Here is a 21782-nt window from a genome sequence, read left to right as displayed (position 1 = left end):
GGGTTGGGTCCTCGGCTGGGATCGAAAAATCATAGCCGAAAAAAAACGCCGCTCCAGGAGCGGCGTTTCTTTTTACCAGACGGCGTCCGGTTTACAGCGCCATGTCAGCCGCTGGATTGGCTTCACGGGCAGCAGCCGGTTTGGCCGGTACTGCAGCGGCGTTTACCTTGCCGACAGCCGGTGGCGGGTCCAGTTGCAGGACTTCGCTGGTGTAGGCCCATTCCTGGGCGACACGCTCTGGGCTCTCGTTGAGCTTGGTGCCGTAGCTCGGCACGATCTGGCGCAGTTTTTCCTGCCAGGCCGGGGTAGCCACCTTGTCCTTGAAGACTTTCTCAAGCACGGTCAGCATGATCGGTGCGGCGGTCGACGCGCCTGGCGAGGCACCCAGCAGGCCGGCGATGCTGCCATCTTCGGAAGCGACGACTTCGGTGCCGAGTTTCAGCACGCCGCCCTTCTCTTCGTCACGCTTGATGATCTGCACGCGCTGGCCGGCCTGCCACAGGCGCCAGTCTTCCTGCTTGGCCTCTGGGAAGTATTCCTTCAGCGCGTTGAAGCGGTCTTCGTCCGACAGCATCAACTGGCCTGCCAGGTATTCCACCAGCGGGTACTGTTCGATACCGACCTTGGTCATCGGCCACACGTTGTGGGTGGTGGTGCTGGTCAGCAGGTCAAAGTACGAGCCGTTCTTCAGGAACTTGGTGGAGAAGGTGGCAAATGGGCCAAACAGGATCACACGCTTGCCATCAAGCACGCGGGTATCCAGGTGCGGAACCGACATCGGTGGCGCGCCAACCGAAGCCTTGCCGTATGCCTTCGCCAGGTGCACCTGGGCGATGGTCGGGTTCTCGGTCACGAGGAACGAACCACCCACCGGGAAACCGGCGTATTCACGGGCTTCTGGAATGTCCGACATCTGCAGCAGGTGCAGGGCACCGCCACCGGCGCCGATGAACACGAACTTGGCGTCGGTCTCGGTTTCGGTACCGTCCTTCAGGTTCTTGTACGAAACACGCCAGGTGCCGTCTTCATTGCGAGTGATGTCTTCCACTTCGCTGGACAGCTTGAGCGAGAAGTTCGGCTTGGTTTGCAGGTAAGTGGCGAACTGGCGGGTGATTTCGCCGAAGTTCACGTCAGTACCCAGCGGGCTCCAGGTGGCCGCGACTTTCTGGCTCGGGTCGCGGCCCTGCATCATCAGCGGAACCCACTTGCTGATCTGCGCAGGATCTTCGGAGTACTGCATGCCGGCGAACAACGGGCTGGCCTGGAGGGCTTCGTAACGCTTCTTCAGGAACGCGATGTTCTCGTCGCCCCACAGAAAACTCATGTGCGGCGTGGAGTTGATGAACGAACGCGGATTCTTCAACACGCCGTTCTTGACTTGCCAGGACCAGAACTGGCGGGAAATCTGGAAGGCTTCGTTGATTTCGATGGCCTTGGAGATATCGACCTTGCCGTCTTTTTCCGGCGTGTAGTTCAGCTCCGCCAGGGCGGAGTGACCGGTACCGGCGTTGTTCCAGCCATTGGAGCTCTCTTCGGCAACACCGTCCAGGCGCTCGACCATTTCCATGGTCCAGCCCGGCTCCAGCTCATTGAGCCAAACGCCGAGGGTCGAACTCATGATGCCGCCACCAATGAGCAAGACATCCACTTTTTTCGGCTCGGCGGCGTGCGTGGTCGCAAGACCCATCGCCATCGCCAGGCCCAGCAGCGCCGTGTGTGTTTTCTTCAACATGTGTGTATCCCTAGGATAAAACGCCATTCCGCCCTCCAGTCCTGTTCGAGGGATGACCTCGTCCATGCCGGCACAGCCAGCGGGCGGGTATCGAATGAACTGGAGGATGGACCTACAGGGCCGAGCAATATCGGCCTCACATTTATGTCTCTCCGGCGCTGTCTTCTTGTAGGTCTTGGCTTCAGCTGGGTGAGGGACACTGCAAAACGGTCTGGATCGGGCCCGGCGTGACCGTGCCCGATTGTCGCAGCGGGGGGAGTTTACAGAAGGAAATAAGCAGACCGAAGCGCATTTTTGCATTCGAGGTAAAAACGCCGACCAAATGACGGCGTTTTAATGGCTCCATCGGTCCCTCGACTACCCGAGTATCTGACTCAACACCGCCCGCAGCTTGCCGGGCTTGACCGGTTTGTTCAGCAGCGGCGCATTCAGTTTGCGCAAGGCGCGGCGGCATTGGTCGCTGCGGTCGGCGGTAATGATCACCGCCGGGATTGCCTGTTGAAAATGCTCACGCAGGTGCTTGACCACCTCGCAGCCGACTACCCCATGATCGAGATGAAAATCCGCCAGGACCAACTCTGGGGCGCGGCCTTGCAGCACATCGAAGGCGCCCGCTTCGTCAGTGGCTGTCAATACCTCGCAGCCCCACTGCCCCAGCAGCGCCGCCATGCTTTGCAGAATGGCCACCTCGTTGTCGATGACCAACAAGCGACGGCCCGGTAGCGGGTTACCGGTAACCGCCTGCGCAGGAATCAGCGATATGGGCAGTGGCCGCTCGGCGGACAGCGGCACCTCGATGCTGAACACCGAGCCGCGTCCTGGACGCGAGCGCACCTGCACGCGACAACCGAGGACATGGGCGATACGCTCGACTATCGCCAGTCCCAGGCCCACGCCCTTGCGATCCGCCGCCCGGCCGACATCCAGTTGGTTGAACTCGAGGAAAATCGACTCCAGGCAATCCGCCGCGATGCCCCGCCCGGTGTCCCAGACTTCCAGGCTCAAGCGCCCTCCCCGACGCCGCGCCGCCAGCAGAATGCCGCCCTGGTCGGTGTAGCGACACGCGTTGCTGAGCAGGTTGCGCAGGATCCGCGTCATCAACCGCAGGTCAGTCAACACCGCCTCATCGGCAAACCGCACCCGCAGGTCCAGGCCCGCGGCACCGGCTACCGATTGAAACTCCGACACCAGCGGCGCAAGCAGCTCATCCAGCCGGTACGGTGCCAGATCGGGCCTGACGGCAGCCTGGTCCAACCGGGAAATGTCCAGCAGGTCGGTGAGCAGATCCTCTGCCCCCTCCAGCGCCTGATGCGTGCGCTCCACCAGCACATGCTCGGCGGCCGGCAATGTGCGCTCACGCAACGTGGCGATCAGCAGTCGCGCGGCGTTGAGCGGTTGCAGCAGGTCGTGGCTGGCGGCGGCCAGGTATTTGTCCTTGCTGCGATTGGCGGCCTGGGCGGCGTCCCGCGCATCGCGCAGCTGTTGCTCGACCAACTCGCGCTGGGCGATCTGTTGTTGCAGGTTATGGTTGGCCTCCAGCAGCGCATCGGTGCGCTCGGCCACCCGCTGCTCCAATTGGTCGTTGAGCTGCTGCAGGTGATGCCGGGCTTGTTCCAATTCATCCAGGCGCGCCGCGAGCTCCGGGTAGTGACTCTTGCGTGTCGAGTGGTTGCCCAGCCCCAGCAGCCCGGCCAGGGCTTTTTGCTGTTCGTCAGAGGGCTTCGCCATAGACGACCTCGACATCCCGCTGGCTCGACTCCCGGGGATTGGTGAGGATGCACGGATCGTGCATCGCATGCTGTGACAGGAACGGAATGTCCGAGGTGCTGACGCCGTGCAGCCCGAGGGTTTCGTGGAAGCCGATGGTGCGCTTGAGTGCGATCAGGTGCTCCACCAACCGGGTGCGGATTTGTCGATGATTGAGCCCACGGCAATCGATGCCCAGCGTCTCGGCGATCACCTTGAAACGCTCCGGCGCCGAGTTGTAGTTGAACGCCACCACGTGCTCCACCAGCACCGCATTGCACAGCCCATGAGGCAGGTCGAGGAAACCGCCCAAGCTGTGGGACATGGCATGCACCGCGCCGAGGATCGCGTTAGAGAACGCCAGCCCGGCCTGCATGCTGCCGAGCATGATCTTCTCGCGCAGCGCAATGTCCGCTGGGTTGGCAATCATCTGCACCAGGTTGTTGTTGATCAGGCGCATCGCTTCCAAGGCGTGGGGATCGGTCAGCGGTCCGTGACCGGTGGAGACGAACGCCTCGATGGCGTGCACCAGCGCATCGATGCCGGTACAGGCCGACAGGAACGGGTCCATGCTCAGGGTGGTTTCCGGGTCGATCAACGACACATCGGGCACCGCCGCCTTGCTGACGATGGAAAACTTCATGCGTTCTTGCTGGTTGGAGATGATGACGAACTGCGACACGTCCGCCGAAGTGCCGGCCGTGGTGGGAATCAGGATCAGCGGCGGGCTCGGCATGTAGAGCGTGTCGACGCCTTCGAACTCGAGGATGCTGCGACCGTGCGCCACGACGATGCCAATCGCCTTGCCGCCGTCCATGGGGCTGCCGCCACCGACCGCGACGATCACGTCGCAGTGGTTCTCACGGTACATCTCGGCGCCGAGCATCACTTCTTCCACGCGGGGATTGGGAGAGATCGCGCTGTAGATGCAGTAGTCGATGCCCTGGGCTTGCAGGCTGGCTTCGACGTCACCGACCCAACCGGCGGCGATGACCCCGGGGTCGGTGACCACCAGCACCTTGCGGGCACCGAAGGTCTTGGCGTAATTGCCGACATTGTGCCGGCAACCGGCACCAAACATGATTTCTGGGGAAACGAACTTGCGCAGCGGACTGAGGCTCATTTTTTCAGGGGGGCTCATCGGTAAGCCTGTTCTTATTGTCTTGGAATACCCTGAGCCTAAAGCATCCCGCCGCGAATGCAATCAGACCAATGGGTAGCCCGGCCAGACCGCGCCTGGCCGGGCTAGCACTCATCGGTTGGCGAAGTACATCGTCACTTCAAAGCCAATACGCAGGTCGGTGTACGCGGGTTTAGTCCACATGGGTCTTTCCTCTTCTTGTACCGGGCGATTCCGGCAGGGTCATTAATGCATGGGGCGGCCAAGGCTCGAATGCTACTTTCGGAGCAATGGGTGGGGTGCGTTGGTAGTACAGGCCGTTAGAAAAATCCCAACGGATTGACGTCGTAGCTCACCAGCAGGTTCTTGGTCTGCTGATAGTGATCGAGCATCATCTTGTGCGTCTCACGGCCCACGCCGGACTTCTTGTAGCCGCCGAACGCAGCATGCGCCGGGTACAGGTGGTAGCAGTTGGTCCACACGCGACCGGCCTTGATCGCCCGGCCCATGCGGTAGGCGCGGTTGATGTCGCGGGTCCAGAGGCCGGCGCCAAGGCCGAACTCGGTGTCGTTGGCAATCGCCAGGGCTTCGGCTTCGTCCTTGAACGTGGTCACGCCCACCACCGGGCCGAAGATTTCTTCCTGGAACACGCGCATCTTGTTGTGGCCCTTGAGCAGGGTCGGCTGGATGTAATAGCCGCTCGACAGATCGCCTTCAAGACGTTCGGCTGCACCGCCGGTGAGCAGCTCGGCGCCCTCTTCCCGGGCGATGTCCAGGTACGAAAGGATCTTGTCGTATTGCTGCTGGGACGCCTGGGCGCCGACCATGGTCTCGGTGTCCAGGGGATTGCCGCGCTTGATCTTGGCGATTTTCTTCATGACCTCGGCCATGAACGGCACGTAGATCGATTCCTGCACCAACGCCCGCGATGGGCAGGTGCAGACTTCACCCTGGTTGAAAAACGCCAGCACCAGGCCCTCGGCAGCCTTTTCGATGAACGCCGGCTCGGCCTGCATGATGTCTTCGAAGAAGATGTTCGGCGACTTGCCGCCCAGCTCAACGGTGGACGGAATGATGTTCTCGGCCGCGCATTTCATGATGTGCGAGCCCACCGGGGTGGAGCCGGTGAAGGCGATCTTGGCGATGCGCTTGCTGGTGGCCAAGGCTTCACCGGCCTCGCGACCAAAGCCATGGACAATATTCAAGACGCCGGCCGGCAGCAGGTCGGCGATCAGTTCCATGAACACGGTGATCGACAGCGGCGTCTGCTCCGCTGGCTTGAGCACGATGCAGTTGCCGGCGGCCAGGGCCGGGGCGAGTTTCCAGGCGGCCATCAGCAGCGGGAAGTTCCACGGAATGATCTGCCCGACCACGCCCAGGGGCTCGTGGAAATGATAGGCCGTGGTCAGTTCGTTGATCTCGGCGGCCCCGCCCTCTTGGGCACGGATGCACCCGGCGAAATAACGGAAATGGTCAGCCGACAGCGGCACGTCGGCGTTGAGGGTTTCGCGCACGGCCTTGCCGTTGTCCCAGGTTTCAGCGACGGCGAGGACTTCCAGGTGCTGCTCGATGCGGTCGGCGATTTTCAACAGCACCAGGGAACGATCCTGGACCGAGGTCTTGCCCCAGGCATCGGCCGCGGCATGGGCAGCGTCCAGGGCTTTGTCGATGTCGGCGGCGCTGGAGCGTGGGAACTCGCCGATGACCTCGCCGTTGACCGGCGAGGTGTTGGTGAAGTACTCGCCGTTGACCGGCGCGACGAATTCGCCGCCGATGAAATTGCCATAGCGCGGCTTGAAGGAAACGACGGCGCCTGGGGTTCCGGGTTGTGCGTAGATCATGATGGGCCTCTGCCTGGTCGATGCCTGTCGCGGGACAGGCGATAGGCCGATGGTAGAGAGCCCCGCGCGGTGGACGAATGCGTCGTTGGCAGGGGGACTCTCGTTATTTGGTCGTAGGTTTCAAGCTCAAGGCCAGCGCAGGTACCGTGGCGAGGGAGCTTGCTCCCGCTGGGCTGCGCAGCAGACCCGACATTTTGCGATTGCTGCGCAATCGAGCGGGAGCAAGCTCCCTCGCCACGTCTCTCCGCAGGTTTTAGCGTTTAGCCACTAGCTCCTTCGGCAACTTGAAGGTCCAGAGCATGCCGCCCTGGTTGAAGTCCTTCACGCGCTTGGCCACCTCGCCGCCCCACAGCGGCACTGCGCCGCCCCAGCCCGAGACCACCGAGACGTACTGTTCACCATCCATTTCCCAGGTAATGGGCGAGCCGAGCACGCCGGAGCCGGTCTGGAATTCCCAGACTTTTTCGCCGGTCTTGGCATTAAAGGCCTGCAGAAAGCCTTCAGGCGTGCCGGTGAACACCAGGTTGCCCTTGGTGGTCAACACACCGCCCCACAGCGGCGCGAAGTTCTTGTGGCGCCAGACTTCCTTGCCGGTCTTCGGATCGATGGCCCGCAGCACGCCGATGTAGTCCTCGTTCAGCGGCTTGATGGTGAAACCGGCACCGAGAAACGCCGCGCCCTTCTTGTAGGCGATGCCTTCGTTCCAGATGTCCATGCCCCATTCGTTGGACGGCACGTAGAACAGGCCAGTGTCTTGGTTGTAGGCCATCGGCATCCAGTTCTTCGCGCCGAGGAACGCCGGGGCGACAAACACCGAGCTGCCCTTGGCTTCGCTGCCCGGCGCTCCCGGACGGCTGGCCTCGTTGTAGATCGGCCGCCCGTCCTTGTCCAGGCCGGTGGCCCAGGTGATCTTGTCAACGAATGGGAAGCCACGGATGAACTTGCCGTTGGTGCGGTCGAGCACGTAGAAGAAACCGTTGCGGTCGGCAGTGGCCGCCGCCTTGATGTCCTTGCCGCCGTCCTTGTAGTTGAACGAGATCAGCTCGTTGACGCCGTCATAATCCCAGCCGTCATGCGGCGTGCTCTGGAAGTGCCATTTGATGCTGCCGTCGTCCGGGTTCAACGCCAGGCGCGACGAGGAATAGAGGTTGTCGCCAGGACGCAGGTGAGAGTTCCACGGTGCCGGGTTGCCGGTGCCGAACAGCAACAGGTTGGTTTCCGGGTCGTAGTAGCCGCCCAGCCAAGGCGCCGCACCGCCGGTTTTCCAGAGATCGCCGGGCCAGGTCTTGCCGGCTTCGCCGCCGGAGATCCCGTTCTCCACCGCCTTGCCATCCTTGTAGACATAGCCCATGTGGCCTTCCACGGTCGGACGGGTCCACAGTAGCTCGCCATTCTTCGGATCGTAGGCGCTGATCTGGCCGACCACGCCGAACTCGCCCCCCGCCACGCCGGTGATGAGCTTGCCATTCACGACCATGGGCGCGGCGCTGATGGAATAACCTTCCTTGTGGTCGGCGACCTTCTTGCTCCACACCACCTTGCCGGTGTCCTTGTTCAGGGCCACCAGCTTGGCGTCGAGGGTGCCGAAGAACACCAGGTCGCCATACAGCGCCACACCGCGGTTGATCACATCGCAGCAAGGGCGGATGTCGTCTGGCAGCCGCGCGTCGTATTGCCAAAGTTTCTTGCCAGTACGGGCGTCCACCGCGAACACCCGCGAATAGGAACCGGTGAGGTACATCACGCCGTCCTTGATCATCGGCTGGGCCTGCTGGCCGCGCTGCTTTTCGCCGCCGAAGGAGAACGCCCAGACCGGCCGCAGGTCCTTGATGTTGTTAACGTTCAGGGTATCGAGCGGGCTATAGCGCTGGCCCTGCACGCCGAGGCCGTTGGTCACGATCTGTTGCGGGTTTTTCGGATCCTGGAGAATTTCCTGGTCGGTCACGGCGGCCAAGGCCGAACCGGACAGCAGCATGGCACTGAGCAGCAGGTTCACGGCGAAGGGTTGGCGACGTGCGGGATGGGTCATGGCGGCTACCTCTGCGGTTATTGTTATACCCGGGAAATTTTCCCGGTCTGCCACAGATTCTTGGGCCAGGGGCCGCTGCCAACAATTGCCCGCTGTGCTGAGTTTTCTAGTTCCTTGGTACACATAGAGGCCACAGGGACGCGTGCTCAGCCAGGGTCGCGGGTGTCCACCCGCTTCATCCCAGCCCGCTCATAACGCGGATACAGATGACTGACGCTGCGAATCAATTCATAACGACTCAGACTGATCCCGGAAAAGCGTTCAGGAATGGGGCTGCGGATCATCTCGGCCATGTCATCGCCGCGCGCCGCGCCGTCGCGCATCAGTTGATCGAGCCAGCCCAGGTAGTCGCGCATTTGCGCAAAAGGCCGGGCATCGCTCGCCACCGGTCCGTGGCCGGGCACGATCTGCTTCCAAGGCAAAGCCTGCAAGGTCTCCAGGTCCTTGAGCCAGACATCCAGTCCAGGACTGTTCGGTGTGGTCAGGGCGCGCTCGTAAAACACCAGGTCGCCGGCGAACAGCACACCGGTGGTTTCATCGAAGATCGCCAAATCCGCCCCGGTGTGCCCGGCAAGCGCCAGCAGGCGCAGCGAATGGTCGCCGACTTTCAGCGTGCCGGGTTCCAGCACCTGAGTCGGCAGCACCACCTCGGTGCCGCGCATCCAGTCCCCCACCAGCCGGTACATGTTCTCGGCCATCGCATCGCCCTGCTGCCGCAGCAGGTCGGTGGTGCCGGACAACGCGCCGATGGGTACGTCGCTGAACGCCTGGTTGCCCAGTATATGATCCGGGTGATGATGGGTCAGCAGCACCTGGATCACCGGTTTGTCGGTGGTCGCGGCGATGGCTTGGCGCAACGCCTCGCCGTAACGCTTCGACGGCCCGGTGTCGATGACCACCACGCCAGCGGCAGTGACGATGAACGCCGTGTTGACGATGTTGCCGCCGTTGGCCTTGGCGAAATTATCGGTGCTGCCCTCCAGCAGCCACGTGCCCTCGGCGATCTGCCGAGGCTTGAGGGAATAATCGGTGGCGGACCACGCCGGCAGGCACAGCCCAAGGCAGATCAGCAACAACCAGCGCATGCTGTGCTCCTTTTGATCAGGGAATGGCCGCTTCGAATTCGTTGCCGCTGTTGTCGCGCAATACCAGGCGGGTCTGCCCGGGGCCCTTGATGTCAAAGCCCAGGTTGGGGTTTTCGCTGACTGCCGGAAACAGCTCCAGGCTCGCCAGTTGCTGGCCGTCGGCGTCCAGCAGTCGCGCCTGATTGATGAAAAATTCCGGGATGCCGCTCACCAGGCCATTGTCCATGGGATGAGCGATCTGCAGGCGCAGGCGACTCCAATCCCCGCGCGGATAACGGCCGCCCAATACTTCGCCCAGGTGTTCCTCCCAGCCGGGCTGCGTGCGCACGACGCTGGGCGCGGTGCAACCGCCACCGGCCGCGTCGATCAGGGTCGAGCCGACGTGCCACAAGCCGTCACGGGTTTGTACGGCGGCGCGCAATGGGGTGGCCTGCTCGATGCGAATGCGGACCGAGAGCCAGGGCAGCACCCTCTCGGATGGCTGGAAATCGACGATTTTCGGCAAGGGATTCAACTCGGCCCAGGCCAGTACGCGCACGACGTCGCCAGTGAACGCCCGCGCATCGATTTCCAACGGCACCTGGCGCGCATCCTCGGCGAAGGGCGGCGCCAACACGCGTACCCGCTCGTCGAAAACGAAGGGCGCGTCGGCGAGCAATTGCTTGTGGTAAAAGGCCCACATCACCGAGGGCACAGGATCCTTACCCGGCTCCACCGCCATCGCCAGCCACGGTAGGCACCCCAACAGCAGGCCATACGCTCGCCAGTTCATCCCTGCGCTCCTATTGGTACATTTCGGGAACTTCGTAACGCAGGCCGTATCGGGCATAGATGGCCTTGAGGCTGCCGTCGCGTATCAACGCTTCCAGCGCCTCCTCCACCGCATAGGCCAATTGCCGGTTGCTTTCGTGCACCGCCATGCCGATTTCCCAGCGTTGCTTGCCCATGTTCGGGTAAGCGTTTTCGGCCAGCGCCAATTGCGGATCGGCCGCTCGGTGCACCTGCCAATCGATTTCCCCTCGCATCGCCATCACTGCATCCACTTGCGCCGCTTGCATGGCGGCGAAGGCTTTGGCAACGCTGGGATAGTGGCGGGTCTTGGCACTGAGCATGCCGTTGAATACAGACGTCAGGTAGAACGACGGCACGCTGTCGACTTCAACGCCAATGGGGTGCTGCTGGAACACCGCGACGCTGCCGACCGAATCCAGCCGACGCCGGTCGTATGCCACCTGCCAGCATTCCTGCTGGTACGGTCCGAACATCACCACCTGGGCATTTTCCAGCTCGCCGATGTCGTTGCGCTTCTGGACGTAATCGTGATCGTACGGAACCCGCATCATCAGGTCGGCCAGTTGTCGGCCGTGCAGCGCACTGCTACGCCAGATGTAGTCGCGCAGGTCATCGTCGAGCTTTTCGCCGGGTGGCGCCCAGATCAGTGCCAGGCGTACGCCGAGCGCCTGGGCCAAGGCCTGTGCCAATTCCACGTCCACGCCCCGGGGCTGGCCCTGGTCTTCAAAACTGTAGGGGGCGAAGTCCCTGTAGACCGCGACCTTCAATTCGCCTGCGGCGATCATCTGATCGTAGCTACGCACTTGCGCCTGCACCGCCTGGCCCCACAGCAGCAGGCCGCACGTCAGCCACGCAAACAGGCGCATGGCAATCACTCCTCGACGTGCACGCTGTCAAGGTACGTGCGCACCGCCCACAAGGCTTCCTGGCTCAAGTAATCGGCCATTTTTGGCATGTAGACCCGGCCGTCGCGCACCGCGCCGTGACGCACGCGCTCCACGAACCACTCATCACCGGCCTCGGCGGCGTCGAGCATGCGCAGGTCCGGGGCGATCCCGCCGGACTTGGCTTCCAGGCCATGGCAAGCGGCGCAGTTCTGGTTATAGGCCGAGGCACCGATTTCCACGGCTTTGTCTCGCTCGGGAGCATTGCGATATGGGTTCTGCGCGGCCCACCCATCGGCGTCCAATGGCAGGTTGGTGTCCTTGATGGGAGTCAGCCCTTGGGTTTCCACTGCCTGGGGCACTACGTTGCCATGAGCCCATACCGAGCCTGCGCCAGCCAGCCCTATCAGCAATGCGGTAGCGATGATGGCGTTGCGTTTTGTTGTCATTGTTATGCCCTCTCAGATTGCACGCAGGCTTCTGCAAGGAAGCCGTGCCGTCATCTTAGGAACCGCTCGCCACCAGCCGAATGCTGCTTTGGTGGCCGCGTTCTACTCCCTTGGTAGCGGGCCATCCGACTCAAGTCGCAAATACAGCCGGTTTGGGAAATCTTCCCGGCAAGGGCGGGACTTTTTCCGTATCGGACGGGCTTGCCAGCCCCGAACCTAGTCAGGCCAAAACCTCACTGGGAAATCCCACCATGACAATAAAAACGCTACCTGCCCTCTCCTCCCTGACCGTCGCCTTGCTGCTGGCCGGCAGCCTGGCCCTGGGCCCGCAGGCGAACGCCGCCGTCACCTGGGAAGACATCGCCAACGACCACCTGACCACCCAGGACGTGCTGCAATACGGCATGGGCACCAACGCCCAGCGCTGGAGCCCGCTGGCCCAGGTCAATGACAAAAACGTGTTCAAGCTCACGCCGGCCTGGTCGTATTCGTTTGGCGACGAAAAGCAGCGCGGCCAGGAATCCCAGGCCATCGTCAGTGACGGTGTGGTGTACGTGACGGGTTCCTATTCGCGGGTATTCGCCCTCGACGCCAGGACCGGCAAGCGCCTGTGGACCTATAACCATCGTCTGCCGGACAACATTCGCCCGTGCTGCGACGTGGTTAACCGGGGCGCGGCGATCTATGGCGACAAGATCTATTTCGGGACGCTGGACGCGCGGGTGGTCGCCCTGGACAAGAACACCGGCAAGGTGGTGTGGAACAAGAAGTTCGGCGATCACGCCGGCGGCTACACCATGACCGGCGCCCCGGTGCTGATCAAGGACAAGACCAGCGGCAAGGTGCTGTTGATCCACGGCAGTTCCGGCGACGAGTTCGGCGTGGTCGGGCAACTGTTCGCCCGCGACCCGGACACTGGCGAAGAAGTCTGGATGCGCCCGTTTGTCGAAGGCCACATGGGCCGCCTCAATGGCAAGGACAGCACGCCGACCGGCGACGTCAAGGCTCCGTCCTGGCCTGACGACAAGACCACCGAGACCGGCAAGGTCGAAGCGTGGAGCCACGGCGGCGGCGCGCCTTGGCAGAGCGCCAGTTTCGATCCCGAGACCAACACCATTATCGTCGGCGCAGGCAACCCCGGCCCATAGAACACCTGGGCGCGCACGTCCAAGGACGGCAACCCCCACGATTACGACAGCCTCTACACCTCCGGCCAGGTCGGCGTCGACCCAAGCACCGGCGAGGTGAAGTGGTTCTACCAACACACGCCCAACGACGCCTGGGATTTCTCCGGCAACAATGAGCTGGTGCTGTTCGACTACAAGGACAAGGACGGCAAGGTGGTCAAGGCCACCGCCCACGCCGACCGCAACGGTTTCTTCTACGTGGTGGACCGCAACAACGGCAAGCTGCAGAACGCCTTCCCGTTCGTCGACAACATCACCTGGGCCAGTCACATCGACCTGAAGACCGGCCGCCCCGTGGAAAACCCCGGCCAGCGCCCGGCCAAGCCATTGCCCGGTGAAACCAAGGGCAAGCCGGTGGAAGTCTCGCCGCCCTTCCTCGGCGGCAAGAACTGGAACCCCATGGCCTACAGCCAGGACACCGGCTTGTTCTACGTCCCCGGCAACCACTGGAAAGAGGAGTACTGGACCGAAGACGTGAGCTACAAAAAAGGCTCGGCCTACCTCGGCATGGGCTTTCGCATCAAGCGCATGTACGACGATCACGTCGGCAGCCTGCGGGCGATGAATCCCACCACCGGCAAAGTCGTATGGGAGCACAAGGAGCCACTGCCACTGTGGGCCGGCGTGCTCGCCACCAAGGGCAACCTGGTGTTCACCGGCACCGGCGACGGCTTCTTCAAGGCCTTCGATGCGAAAACCGGCAAGGAGCTGTGGAAGTTCCAGACCGGCAGCGGCATCGTTTCCCCGCCTGTCACCTGGGAGCAGGACGGCGAGCAATACATCGGCGTGACCGTCGGTTATGGCGGCGCCGTGCCGCTGTGGGGCGGCGACATGGCCGAGCTGACCAAACCGGTCGCCCAAGGCGGGTCGTTCTGGGTGTTCAAGATTCCGAGTTGGGATAAGGCGACGGCCAAGCAATAACTCCAATCCTCTGTGGGGGAGCGAACCTGCTTCGCCCCCCACAACCATTGAGTTCTCGCCATGAAATATCTGTCTTTTGTGCTGTTGCTCGTCGGTACCCAGGCCAACGCCGAGACCCCCGACGTTCCACTGACGATCAATGGCTGCGTCATCGCCGAAGCCAGCCAATGCCCCGGCGCCGACCTGCGGGGGGCGAACCTGGCGAACCAGGACCTGCGCAAGATGAATCTCAGCGGCGCCGACCTGCGCGATGCCGACTTGCGTCACGCCCGGCTGGACCTGGCCAACCTGGAGAAAGCCCAGCTGCAAGGCGCCAACCTGAACCGAGCAAACCTGCAACAGAGCAACCTGCGCCTGGCGGACTTCAGCGGTGCGACGCTCAAGGCAATCCAGGGCTGGGGCCTGTTTGCCCAGGGCGCGCAATTCCAGCGGGCCGACCTAAGCGGCGCCTATTTGCAGTTCGCCCGCTTGTCCGGCGCCCGGCTCCACGCTGCCAACCTGCAAGCCGCCGACCTGGAAATGGCTTGGCTGAGCAAAGCCGACCTCAAGGGCGCGGACCTGCGCGATGCCAATCTGCAGGAAGTGAAGCTTGGCGAAAGCAACCTCGAACAGGCCAACCTCAATGGCTCTCGCCAGCATTATGGGAATTTCCAGGATGCGAACATGCAGGGTTGCACCGGTTGCCCGACGACTTGGGATCGCTGACGCAGGCCCCCTGGCTGATCGTCCCCACGCTCCGCGTGGGAATGCCTAAACGGACGCTCCGCGTTCGGCTCTGGTGGGACGCAAAGCGTCCCAGGCTGCATTCCCACGCAGAGCGCGGGAACGATCTGCAACAGGTCACCAGCCTTTCAACCGGCAATCCGCACCACGCCCATGTCGATCCCCAAATGCACCAACTCGGCATGGGAGCTGACCTGCAGCTTGCTCTTGAGCAGTGTCAGATGGTTGGACACGGTCTTGGCGCTGATGCACAGCTGTTCGGCGATGGTGCGCGCCGGGGTACCCTTGGCGAGCATCACGAAGATCTCCAATTCGCGCTGGGTCATCGATTGCAGGCGCGGGTCCACATCGTTGCGGTTGCCCGCGCAGGCCAATTGGGTGGCCAGGGCTTGCTCGATATAGGCATGGCCGGCCAGCACGCGTCTCACCGCTTCCACCAGGATTGGCGGCGCGGAATTCTTGGTCAGGTAACCTGCGGCGCCGGCGTCCAGTGCCTGGCGGACCAAGGGCAATTCGTCGTGCATGCTGAAGAACAAGACCCGCAGCTGCGGCAGGCGTTGGCGCAGGCGCCGGGTAGTTTCCAGACCGCTGATGCCCGGCAGGCCAAAATCCATGATCACCAGGTTTGGCACCTGCTCTTGCACCTGGCTCAGCGCCTCTTCTCCCGAAGCCGCTTCGCGGACGAGCAGTTCCGGCATCAGTGCCCGCAACAGGCTGGCATAGCCCTGCCGAACCACCGCATGGTCGTCCACCAACAAAATGTTCATCACACCTCCAGCGCAATATTCAAGGCCAGCGCCCATCCGGCGCCAGGTCGACTGATGATGCGCAGTTCACCGCCCAGGCTTCGCGCCCGTTCGGCCATCGAATGCAGGCCCACGCCCGGCCGGGCCGGTTGCGTCGCGCCACAGCCGTTATCGCGAACCAGCAGTCGTAAACGCCCCGTGCGGTGCTGAATCCGGATCCGTACCTGGCCGGCTCCGGCATGCCGGGCGATGTTGGTCAGTGCTTCCTGTAACAGGCGATACAGGTGGACATTGTTCGGTGCGGACAACGACGGCAGCACGCCATCGATCCGCAATTGGCAGGCGATGCCCTGGCTATCCTGCCATTGCCGCGCCAACATCCCGATCGCCTCGCACAGCGGCAGGTGCTGCAGCACCACGGGGTACAAGTCGTGTACCAACGCGCGAAATCCCTGCTGCAAATGATTGCAGTGCTCTTCCAGCTCACTGGCCGCGCGCTCAAGTACCAGCGGCTGATCGATCACCAGCCGCAGCAGGCAGGCCTGCGCGCGGATGCCCGCCACGTACTGGCCGAGGTCATCGTGAAGAGTCTGCGCCAGTTGCGTGCGCTCCTTCTCCTGCACCGCCAACAACGCCTGGGTCAGCCGGGTGTTATCCGCTCGGGTCTGGGCCAGGGCGGCGGTCATCCGGTTGAAATGCTCCGCCAGCCGCTGGGCCTCCGAGACGCCTCCGGCCGGTAAGTTCACCTGCAGGTCCCCGGCGGACACTTGATGCAGCGCATGCAGCAATTCATCAAGCAAACGCATACCCCGGCGCACCGCCCAGCGGATCACCAACAGGCTGACCAGCAAGGCCATCGCGCAGACCCCGAGCAGTTGCGCCAGGGAGTCGAGGATCTCGTCGATTTCATCCCGAGGATCCACGGCAATCCAGGCCCGACGGCCGTCATCCAGGTTCACCACTTGAGCAGCGGGGCCGTCGGCCAATAACCGCCGCCCTGCCCAGGCTTTCACCCCGTCCTCGACCGCTGGGGACGTCTCCCCTGGCGCCAACCAGCGCACCCGCACGTGACGCAGGCTGCCGGTGAGTCGTGACTGAAGGCTGGCCGGGTCGCGCTGGGCGGTTTCGCTCAGGTAGTGCACCACCGACTCGGCCGATTGCAATTCGCGCTTCACATCGGCCATGGCCTGGTGCAACAGCAGCGTTGCGCACGCCAGGGTAACCAGGGCGAAAAAAATCGTGACCCAAAGATTGATTCGCCAGAGGGCTGACATAGCTAGCAATCCATTTCCTGATTCACAGCAATCCCCTGTGCGAATGACGACTATCTGCATCCTAAAACCCCAAGGCCCGGGGCGATTTACTACCTTGGTACTGCCCCGGCGGTACTTTCTACATATTTCCCCGAGGCCGCGGCCTTCCTATGCTGACGCTACCCGCAATGGAGGTCTTATGCGCCGGCTCGTCAGTTACGCCTTGGTATCCCTGCTGGCAGCGACCACTGTGCAAGCCGGCGATGCCGTGCCGTTGCAAGTGCGCATCGGCTACCTCGGCTATCAGCCCGACGCTGGCCCGCTGTTGTCCAACGTGATCGCCGAGCCTGCCGATGCCGGGCTGCGCGGGGCCGAGCTGGCGATCATCGACAGCAACAGCACGGGGCGTTTCCTCAAGCATGACTATCGCCTCGAAAGCACCAGCGTCGACAGTCCCCAAGCCCTGCTCGAGGCCGCTCGCGCCCAGCATGAGCAAGGCCTGCGCCTGTTTGTGGTCAATGCGCCGGCGGCGAGCCTGCGCCAACTCAGCGCCGCCCTGCCCGACAGCCTGCTGTTCAACGCCGGCAGCCCCGATGACAGCCTGCGCAGCACCGACTGCCTGAGCAACGTGCTGCACAGCCTGCCCGACCGGGCGACGCTGGCCGATGCGCTGATCCAGTTCAGCGTCGTGCGCAAATGGCAACGGGCCTTGCTGATCGTCGGCCAGACGCCTGAAGACCAGGCCTACGCCAGCGCGCTGCGCCGGGCCATGAAACGCTTCGGCATGAAGATCGTCGCCGAGAAGGCTTGGCACTTCGACAACGACCAGCGGCGCAGCGCCCAGGCCGACATGCCGCTGTTCACCCAGACCGCCGAGTACGACGTGGTGCTGGTGGCCGACGAGCGTGGCGACTTCGGCGAATATGTGCCTTACCAGACGTGGTATCCGCGCCCAGTAGCAGGGACTCAGGGCCTGACGCCCACCGGCTGGCACAAGACCGTCGAGACCTACGGCGCGGCGCAGTTGCAAAAACGCTTCGAAGCCCTCGCCGGGCGCTGGATGAACGATCGCGACTTTGCTGCCTGGATCGCCGTGCGCAGCATCGCCGCCGCCGCCGGCAAGCTGCGCCAGGACGACCCGCTCGCCATCCGCCAACTGGCCCTCAGCGACCAACTGCCCCTGGACGGGTTCAAGGGCCGCAAGCTCAGCTATCGGCCCTGGAACGGCCAGTTGCGCCAACCCATTGCGCTGGTGCAGCCAAGGGCCTTGGTCAGCACCTCGCCCCAGGACGGCTTCCTGCACCCTTTCAACGAAATGGACAGCCTGGGCTACGACCAGCCTGAAGTGAGCTGCCGCTACCCCTGATCGATAACAACAATAAGGAAAACGCCATGCGCCGCACGCCGTTTCAACCCGCTCTTTTCTGCCAGGTGCTCGCCCTCGGCGCCGCGCTGCTGATTGCCGGCCCTGCCACCGCTGGCATCGCCTGGGTCTCCAACGAAAAAGACAACAGCCTGAGCCTGATCGACATGCAGAGCCTGCAAGTCATCGATACCCTGCCGGTCGGCCAGCGCCCCCGGGGCCTGCTGCTGTCCCACGACAATCGCTTGCTGTACATCTGCGCCAGCGATTCGGACCGCGTCCAGGTCATGGACGTCGCCACCCGCAAGATCATCAAGGAACTGCCCTCCGGCAAGGACCCGGAGCAGTTTGCCTTGCACCCCAACGACCGCTGGCTCTATGTTTCCAACGAAGACGACGCCCTGGTCACGGTGATCGACACCCAGACCTCCGAAGTACTGGGCCAGATCGGCGTCGGCGTCGAGCCGGAAGGCATGGCCGTCAGCCCGGACGGCAAATGGGCGGTCAACACCAGCGAGACCACCAACATGCTGCACTGGATCGACACCAGTACCCAGACACTGGCGGACAACACCCTGGTGGACCAGCGCCCGCGCTTCGTTGAATTCAATCGCGACGGCACACAGCTCTGGGCCTCGGCGGAGATCGGCGGGACCTTGACCATTCTCGACGTTGCCACGCGCCAGGTCCTCAAGACCCTGACCTTCAAGATCAAAGGCGTGCACCCGGACAAAGTGCAGCCGGTGGGCATCAAGCTCAGTGCCGACGGCGCCCTGGCGTTCGTCGCCCTGGGCCCGGCTAATCACGTGGCGGTCATCGACGCGAAAACCTTCGAAGTCCTGGACTACCTGCTGGTGGGCCGACGGGTCTGGCAATTGGCGTTCACCCCGGACCAGAAACAATTGCTGGCGACCAATGGCGTCAGCGGCGACGTCTCGGTGATCGACGTGCAAAGCCGCAAGGTGCTCAAGTCAGTGAAGGTCGGGCGCTATCCCTGGGGCGTGGTGGTGACGCCATGAACGCGCTGCAAGTCAGTGACCTGGACTTCGCCTACGGTACCCGGGAAGCCTTGCGCCAGATGAGTTTCAGCCTGCCCGCCGGGCGTTTCGCCGCGCTGCTGGGGCCCAACGGGGCTGGCAAGTCGACGCTGATTGCGCTGCTGACGCGGCTCTACGATGTGCAGCGCGGCACGGTCCATGTCGGCGGCCATTCGCTGCAAACCTCGCCCCGCCAGGCCCTGCGTCAGTTGGGTGTGGTGTTCCAGCAAAGCACGCTTGACCTGGACCTGAGCATTGACCAGAACCTGCGTTATCACCTCGCGCTGCAGGGCATTTCGCGACGCCAGGGCGGCGTCCGGGTCGATGCCGAACTGGCCCGCCAGCAGTTGACCGAGCGGCGCCATGAACGGGTCCGCGACCTCAACGGCGGGCATCGCCGCCGGGTAGAGATCGCCCGCGCGCTGCTCCATGAACCGCAACTGTTGCTGCTGGACGAACCGAGCGTCGGCCTCGACCCGGCCAGTCGCCAGGCCCTGGGCGAACATATTCGCCAGCTGTGTCGCGAACAAGGCATCAGCGTGCTCTGGACCACCCATCTGCTGGACGAAGTGCAGCCCAGCGACGACTTGCTGATCGTCCACCAGGGAAGGCTGGTCGCCAGCGGTCGCGCCGAGGAGGTAAGCCTTGGGCATGGTGGCAGCCTCGGCTCGGCCTTCACTCGCCTGACCGCCGGGGGACCCGCGCGATGAGCGCATATTGGCAGTGCTTCAGCGGCATCGTCCTGCGCGAATGGCTGCGCTTCGTGCTGCAACGCACGCGGTTGCTCAGCGCCCTGGTGCGACCCTTGCTGTGGCTGCTGGTGTTCGCCGCCGGCTTTCGCGCGGCGCTGGGCATCGCCATCATCGCGCCCTACGACACCTACATTCCCTACGAGGTGTATATCGTGCCAGGGTTGGCCTGCATGATCCTGTTGTTCAATGGGATGCAGGGTTCGCTGTCGATGGTCTACGACCGGGAAATGGGCAGCATGCGCGTATTGCTGACCAGCCCCCTGCCCCGGGCCTTCCTGCTGGCGAGTAAATTGCTGGCGACCTCGCTGATCTCGCTGTTGCAGGTCTACGCCTTCCTCGCCATCGCCTGGTTGTACGGCGTGCAGCCACCGGCCATCGGCCTGCTGACAGCACTGCCGGCCCTGCTGCTGGTGGCCTTGATGCTCAGCGCCCTGGGCTTGTTGCTATCGAATGCGATCCGCCAGTTGGAGAACTTTGCCGGGGTGATGAATTTCGTCATCTTCCCGATGTTCTTCCTGTCTTCGGCGCTGTACCCCTTGTGGAAAATGCTCGAGGCCAGCCCTTGGCTGTATTGGCTGTGCGCGGTCAACCCGTTCACCCATGGCGTGGAACTGGTGCGGTTTGCCTTGTATGAGCAATTCAACTTGCTGGCGCTGGCGGTGTGCCTGGGGTTGACGCTGGTGTTTGCGCTGCTGGCGGTGTGGACGTTCAATCCGCAGCATGCGGCGTTGCGCAAGGCCAGCCAGGCCTAATGGGGCCGCACGAAGGGGAATTTACTACTTTAGTAGCGGTTTTCCTGTCTATGGTCGCATTCACAAGACGTTGACCCTGGCATGTAATGGGCGCATAACAAAAAGGATAAATCCTATGCCCCGTTTGCTGGCGATTGTCTTGCTGGGCCTGTCGCTGAATGTCGCGCAGGCTGACACCGCGCTGTTTTCCGCAGCGGGTTATCGCCTCACTCAGTACCGCAGCCCGACGCCTGCGACCGCCGAAGGCGCGCAAACCCTCGACACCCAAGCCTTGCAGCATTTGCTTGGGCAAACGCCCGCTCCGGTGCTGATCGATGTCTATCGTCGCCCCTGGGTCCAGGGCCGTTTCATTGACACAGAGCCTCATTCCAATCTGCCCGGCAGCCTGTGGCTGGCCAATACCGGCGACGGCGAGCTGGATGCGACCTGGCAGGATTACTTCACTTTTCACTTGCGCAAAGCCACCGCCGGGCGCGCCGATCAACCGCTGGTCTTTTACTGCCGCTCCGATTGCTGGCTGAGCTGGAACGCGGTAAAACGCGCCGCGGCCATGGGCTATAAACAGGTGTATTGGTACCGCGACGGCCTCGACGCCTGGGAGGCGGCCAACCTGCCCCTGCAAGCGGCCCGCCCCGAACCCTTTCCTTGATCTGCAAGCGTGCGTGCAACTGCTCCAACACGACAATAACGAGGTGAATGGCCATGTATAAAATCCTGATAGCCGACGATCACCCACTGTTTCGCGAAGCCATCCACAACGTGATCAGCGACGGTTTCGCCGGTAGCGAGGTGATGGAAACCGCCGATCTGGACAGTGCCCTGGCGCTGACCCGCGAACACGACGACCTGGACCTGATCTTGCTGGACCTGAACATGCCCGGCATGCACGGTCTCAACGGCCTGATCAACCTGCGCAACGAGGCGCCGACCATCCCGGTGGTGATCGTTTCCGCTGAGCAGGACAAGCAGATCGTCCTGCAAGCCATTACTTATGGCGCGGTGGGTTTCATCACTAAGTCGTCGCCGCGCTCGCAAATGACCGACGCCATCGAGCAGATCCTCAACGGCAACGTGTACCTGCCGCCCGACATCATCCGCTCGCAGAAGAGCCCGACGGGGCGGCGCCTGAACGAAACCCCGGCGTTCCCGCCCGAACTGCTCCAGGCCCTGACTCGCAAGCAATTGCTGGTGCTAGAACGCATGACCAAGGGCGAGTCGAACAAACAGATCGCCTACACGCTGGACATCGCCGAAACCACGGTGAAAGCCCACGTCTCGGCGATCCTGCGCAAGCTCAACGTGCATAACCGCGTGCAGGCGATTCTCAGTGCGGGGGATATCGATTTCGGGGCTTATTTGCGGCGCTGAAC

The 21782-nt window shown here is 62.9% G+C and carries 19 protein-coding genes and 1 pseudogene; 8 read left to right on the top strand and 12 right to left on the bottom strand.

Translation table 11 applies throughout. The annotated features are described in order from the left end of the window. Positions 1-91: 91 nt before the first annotated feature. From mqo to pedF, 10 genes are all read right to left on the bottom strand, one after another. Positions 92-1732, bottom strand: coding sequence for a malate dehydrogenase (quinone) (gene mqo, locus HU762_RS02005; protein ID WP_186632186.1), 1641 nt, complete (start codon positions 1730-1732; stop codon positions 92-94). A 357-nt stretch (positions 1733-2089) separates the two neighbouring features. Beyond that, complete coding sequence (locus tag HU762_RS02000) at positions 2090-3460, bottom strand: hybrid sensor histidine kinase/response regulator (protein WP_186632183.1); 1371 nt, start codon at positions 3458-3460, stop codon at positions 2090-2092. Then, positions 3444-4601, bottom strand: coding sequence for an alcohol dehydrogenase-like regulatory protein ErcA (gene ercA / locus HU762_RS01995; protein ID WP_186632951.1), 1158 nt, complete (start codon positions 4599-4601; stop codon positions 3444-3446). Before ercA ends, HU762_RS02000 begins: the two co-directional genes overlap by 17 nt. 129 nt (positions 4602-4730) lie before the next feature. Further along, the gene (pqqA, locus tag HU762_RS01990; protein ID WP_003243383.1) at positions 4731-4802 is read right to left on the bottom strand and encodes a pyrroloquinoline quinone precursor peptide PqqA; all 72 of its coding nucleotides are present in this window, start codon (positions 4800-4802) and stop codon (positions 4731-4733) included. 116 nt (positions 4803-4918) lie between these two features. Next, the gene (locus HU762_RS01985) at positions 4919-6439 is read right to left on the bottom strand and encodes an aldehyde dehydrogenase family protein (protein ID WP_186632180.1); all 1521 of its coding nucleotides are present in this window, start codon (positions 6437-6439) and stop codon (positions 4919-4921) included. A gap of 253 nt (positions 6440-6692) precedes the next feature. Beyond that, positions 6693-8468 (bottom strand): PQQ-dependent methanol/ethanol family dehydrogenase, encoded by a 1776-nt coding sequence (locus tag HU762_RS01980; protein ID WP_186632177.1) that lies wholly within the window; start codon positions 8466-8468, stop codon positions 6693-6695. 146 nt (positions 8469-8614) lie between these two features. Next, a complete protein-coding gene (locus HU762_RS01975; protein ID WP_186632174.1) occupies positions 8615-9553 on the bottom strand; it encodes a quinoprotein relay system zinc metallohydrolase 1 in 939 nt (312 codons plus the stop codon). A gap of 16 nt (positions 9554-9569) precedes the next feature. Then, on the bottom strand, positions 9570-10325 hold the full coding sequence (locus tag HU762_RS01970; RefSeq protein WP_186632171.1) for a quinoprotein dehydrogenase-associated SoxYZ-like carrier: 756 nt from the start codon (positions 10323-10325) through the stop codon (positions 9570-9572). 10 nt (positions 10326-10335) lie between these two features. Next, complete coding sequence (locus HU762_RS01965; RefSeq protein WP_186632168.1) at positions 10336-11211, bottom strand: transporter substrate-binding domain-containing protein; 876 nt, start codon at positions 11209-11211, stop codon at positions 10336-10338. Between the two features lie 5 nt (positions 11212-11216). After that, positions 11217-11678 (bottom strand): cytochrome c-550 PedF, encoded by a 462-nt coding sequence (pedF, locus tag HU762_RS01960; protein WP_186611974.1) that lies wholly within the window; start codon positions 11676-11678, stop codon positions 11217-11219. A 251-nt stretch (positions 11679-11929) separates the two neighbouring features. Here pedF and exaA point away from each other — a divergent pair. Together exaA and HU762_RS01950 are read left to right on the top strand one after the other, a co-directional pair. After that, positions 11930-13786 (top strand): annotated as a pseudogene (gene exaA, locus HU762_RS01955) (quinoprotein ethanol dehydrogenase). A gap of 60 nt (positions 13787-13846) precedes the next feature. Next, positions 13847-14491, top strand: a complete 645-nt coding sequence (locus tag HU762_RS01950; RefSeq protein WP_186632165.1) for a pentapeptide repeat-containing protein — start codon at positions 13847-13849, stop codon at positions 14489-14491. Positions 14492-14637: 146 nt separating this feature from the next. Here HU762_RS01950 and HU762_RS01945 read toward each other — a convergent pair whose 3' ends face one another. Next, a complete protein-coding gene (locus HU762_RS01945) occupies positions 14638-15276 on the bottom strand; it encodes a response regulator transcription factor (RefSeq protein WP_186632161.1) in 639 nt (212 codons plus the stop codon). After that, entirely contained in the window at positions 15276-16529 is a 1254-nt protein-coding gene (locus tag HU762_RS01940) for a histidine kinase (RefSeq protein ID WP_186632158.1), read from the bottom strand. Before HU762_RS01940 ends, HU762_RS01945 begins: the two co-directional genes overlap by 1 nt. A 178-nt stretch (positions 16530-16707) precedes the next feature. On the opposite strand from HU762_RS01940, the gene HU762_RS01935 reads away from it, so the two are divergent. The 6 genes from HU762_RS01935 (at position 16708) to HU762_RS01910 (ending at position 21780) form a co-directional block, all read left to right on the top strand. Beyond that, on the top strand, positions 16708-17874 hold the full coding sequence (locus tag HU762_RS01935; protein WP_186632155.1) for an ABC transporter substrate-binding protein: 1167 nt from the start codon (positions 16708-16710) through the stop codon (positions 17872-17874). A gap of 26 nt (positions 17875-17900) precedes the next feature. Next, complete coding sequence (locus HU762_RS01930) at positions 17901-18890, top strand: YVTN family beta-propeller repeat protein (RefSeq protein WP_186632152.1); 990 nt, start codon at positions 17901-17903, stop codon at positions 18888-18890. Continuing rightward, positions 18887-19618: an ABC transporter ATP-binding protein gene (locus HU762_RS01925; protein WP_186632149.1), complete on the top strand. Its 732-nt coding sequence runs from the start codon at positions 18887-18889 to the stop codon at positions 19616-19618. Before HU762_RS01930 ends, HU762_RS01925 begins: the two co-directional genes overlap by 4 nt. Further along, positions 19615-20412 carry an ABC transporter permease gene (locus tag HU762_RS01920; RefSeq protein ID WP_186611982.1) on the top strand — a complete coding sequence of 266 codons (798 nt, stop codon included), beginning with the start codon at positions 19615-19617 and terminating at the stop codon, positions 20410-20412. Before HU762_RS01925 ends, HU762_RS01920 begins: the two co-directional genes overlap by 4 nt. A gap of 115 nt (positions 20413-20527) precedes the next feature. Beyond that, the gene (locus HU762_RS01915) at positions 20528-21061 is read left to right on the top strand and encodes a PQQ-dependent catabolism-associated CXXCW motif protein (protein ID WP_186632147.1); all 534 of its coding nucleotides are present in this window, start codon (positions 20528-20530) and stop codon (positions 21059-21061) included. Between the two features lie 53 nt (positions 21062-21114). After that, positions 21115-21780 (top strand): response regulator transcription factor, encoded by a 666-nt coding sequence (locus HU762_RS01910; protein ID WP_186632144.1) that lies wholly within the window; start codon positions 21115-21117, stop codon positions 21778-21780. Positions 21781-21782 lie beyond the last annotated feature (2 nt).

Origin of the sequence: Pseudomonas sp. SWRI92 (assembly GCF_014268685.1) — a bacterium.
Classification (GTDB): Bacteria; Pseudomonadota; Gammaproteobacteria; order Pseudomonadales; family Pseudomonadaceae; genus Aquipseudomonas; species Aquipseudomonas marvdashtae.
This window is presented reverse-complemented; position numbering and strand designations above follow the sequence as displayed.

Bases quoted from the DNA above. Each gene is read 5' to 3' on its own strand.
- mqo (WP_186632186.1), bottom strand. From the start codon at position 1,732: ATGTTGAAGAAAACACACACGGCGCTGCTGGGCCTGGCGATGGCGATG.
- HU762_RS02000 (WP_186632183.1), bottom strand. From the start codon at position 3,460: ATGGCGAAGCCCTCTGACGAACAGCAAAAAGCCCTGGCCGGGCTGCTG.
- ercA (WP_186632951.1), bottom strand. From the start codon at position 4,601: ATGAGCCTCAGTCCGCTGCGCAAGTTCGTTTCCCCAGAAATCATGTTT.
- HU762_RS01985 (WP_186632180.1), bottom strand. From the start codon at position 6,439: ATGATCTACGCACAACCCGGAACCCCAGGCGCCGTCGTTTCCTTCAAG.
- HU762_RS01980 (WP_186632177.1), bottom strand. From the start codon at position 8,468: ATGACCCATCCCGCACGTCGCCAACCCTTCGCCGTGAACCTGCTGCTC.
- HU762_RS01975 (WP_186632174.1), bottom strand. From the start codon at position 9,553: ATGCGCTGGTTGTTGCTGATCTGCCTTGGGCTGTGCCTGCCGGCGTGG.
- HU762_RS01970 (WP_186632171.1), bottom strand. From the start codon at position 10,325: ATGAACTGGCGAGCGTATGGCCTGCTGTTGGGGTGCCTACCGTGGCTG.
- HU762_RS01965 (WP_186632168.1), bottom strand. From the start codon at position 11,211: ATGCGCCTGTTTGCGTGGCTGACGTGCGGCCTGCTGCTGTGGGGCCAG.
- pedF (WP_186611974.1), bottom strand. From the start codon at position 11,678: ATGACAACAAAACGCAACGCCATCATCGCTACCGCATTGCTGATAGGG.
- HU762_RS01950 (WP_186632165.1), top strand. From the start codon at position 13,847: ATGAAATATCTGTCTTTTGTGCTGTTGCTCGTCGGTACCCAGGCCAAC.
- HU762_RS01945 (WP_186632161.1), bottom strand. From the start codon at position 15,276: ATGAACATTTTGTTGGTGGACGACCATGCGGTGGTTCGGCAGGGCTAT.
- HU762_RS01940 (WP_186632158.1), bottom strand. From the start codon at position 16,529: ATGTCAGCCCTCTGGCGAATCAATCTTTGGGTCACGATTTTTTTCGCC.
- HU762_RS01935 (WP_186632155.1), top strand. From the start codon at position 16,708: ATGCGCCGGCTCGTCAGTTACGCCTTGGTATCCCTGCTGGCAGCGACC.
- HU762_RS01930 (WP_186632152.1), top strand. From the start codon at position 17,901: ATGCGCCGCACGCCGTTTCAACCCGCTCTTTTCTGCCAGGTGCTCGCC.
- HU762_RS01925 (WP_186632149.1), top strand. From the start codon at position 18,887: ATGAACGCGCTGCAAGTCAGTGACCTGGACTTCGCCTACGGTACCCGG.
- HU762_RS01920 (WP_186611982.1), top strand. From the start codon at position 19,615: ATGAGCGCATATTGGCAGTGCTTCAGCGGCATCGTCCTGCGCGAATGG.
- HU762_RS01915 (WP_186632147.1), top strand. From the start codon at position 20,528: ATGCCCCGTTTGCTGGCGATTGTCTTGCTGGGCCTGTCGCTGAATGTC.
- HU762_RS01910 (WP_186632144.1), top strand. From the start codon at position 21,115: ATGTATAAAATCCTGATAGCCGACGATCACCCACTGTTTCGCGAAGCC.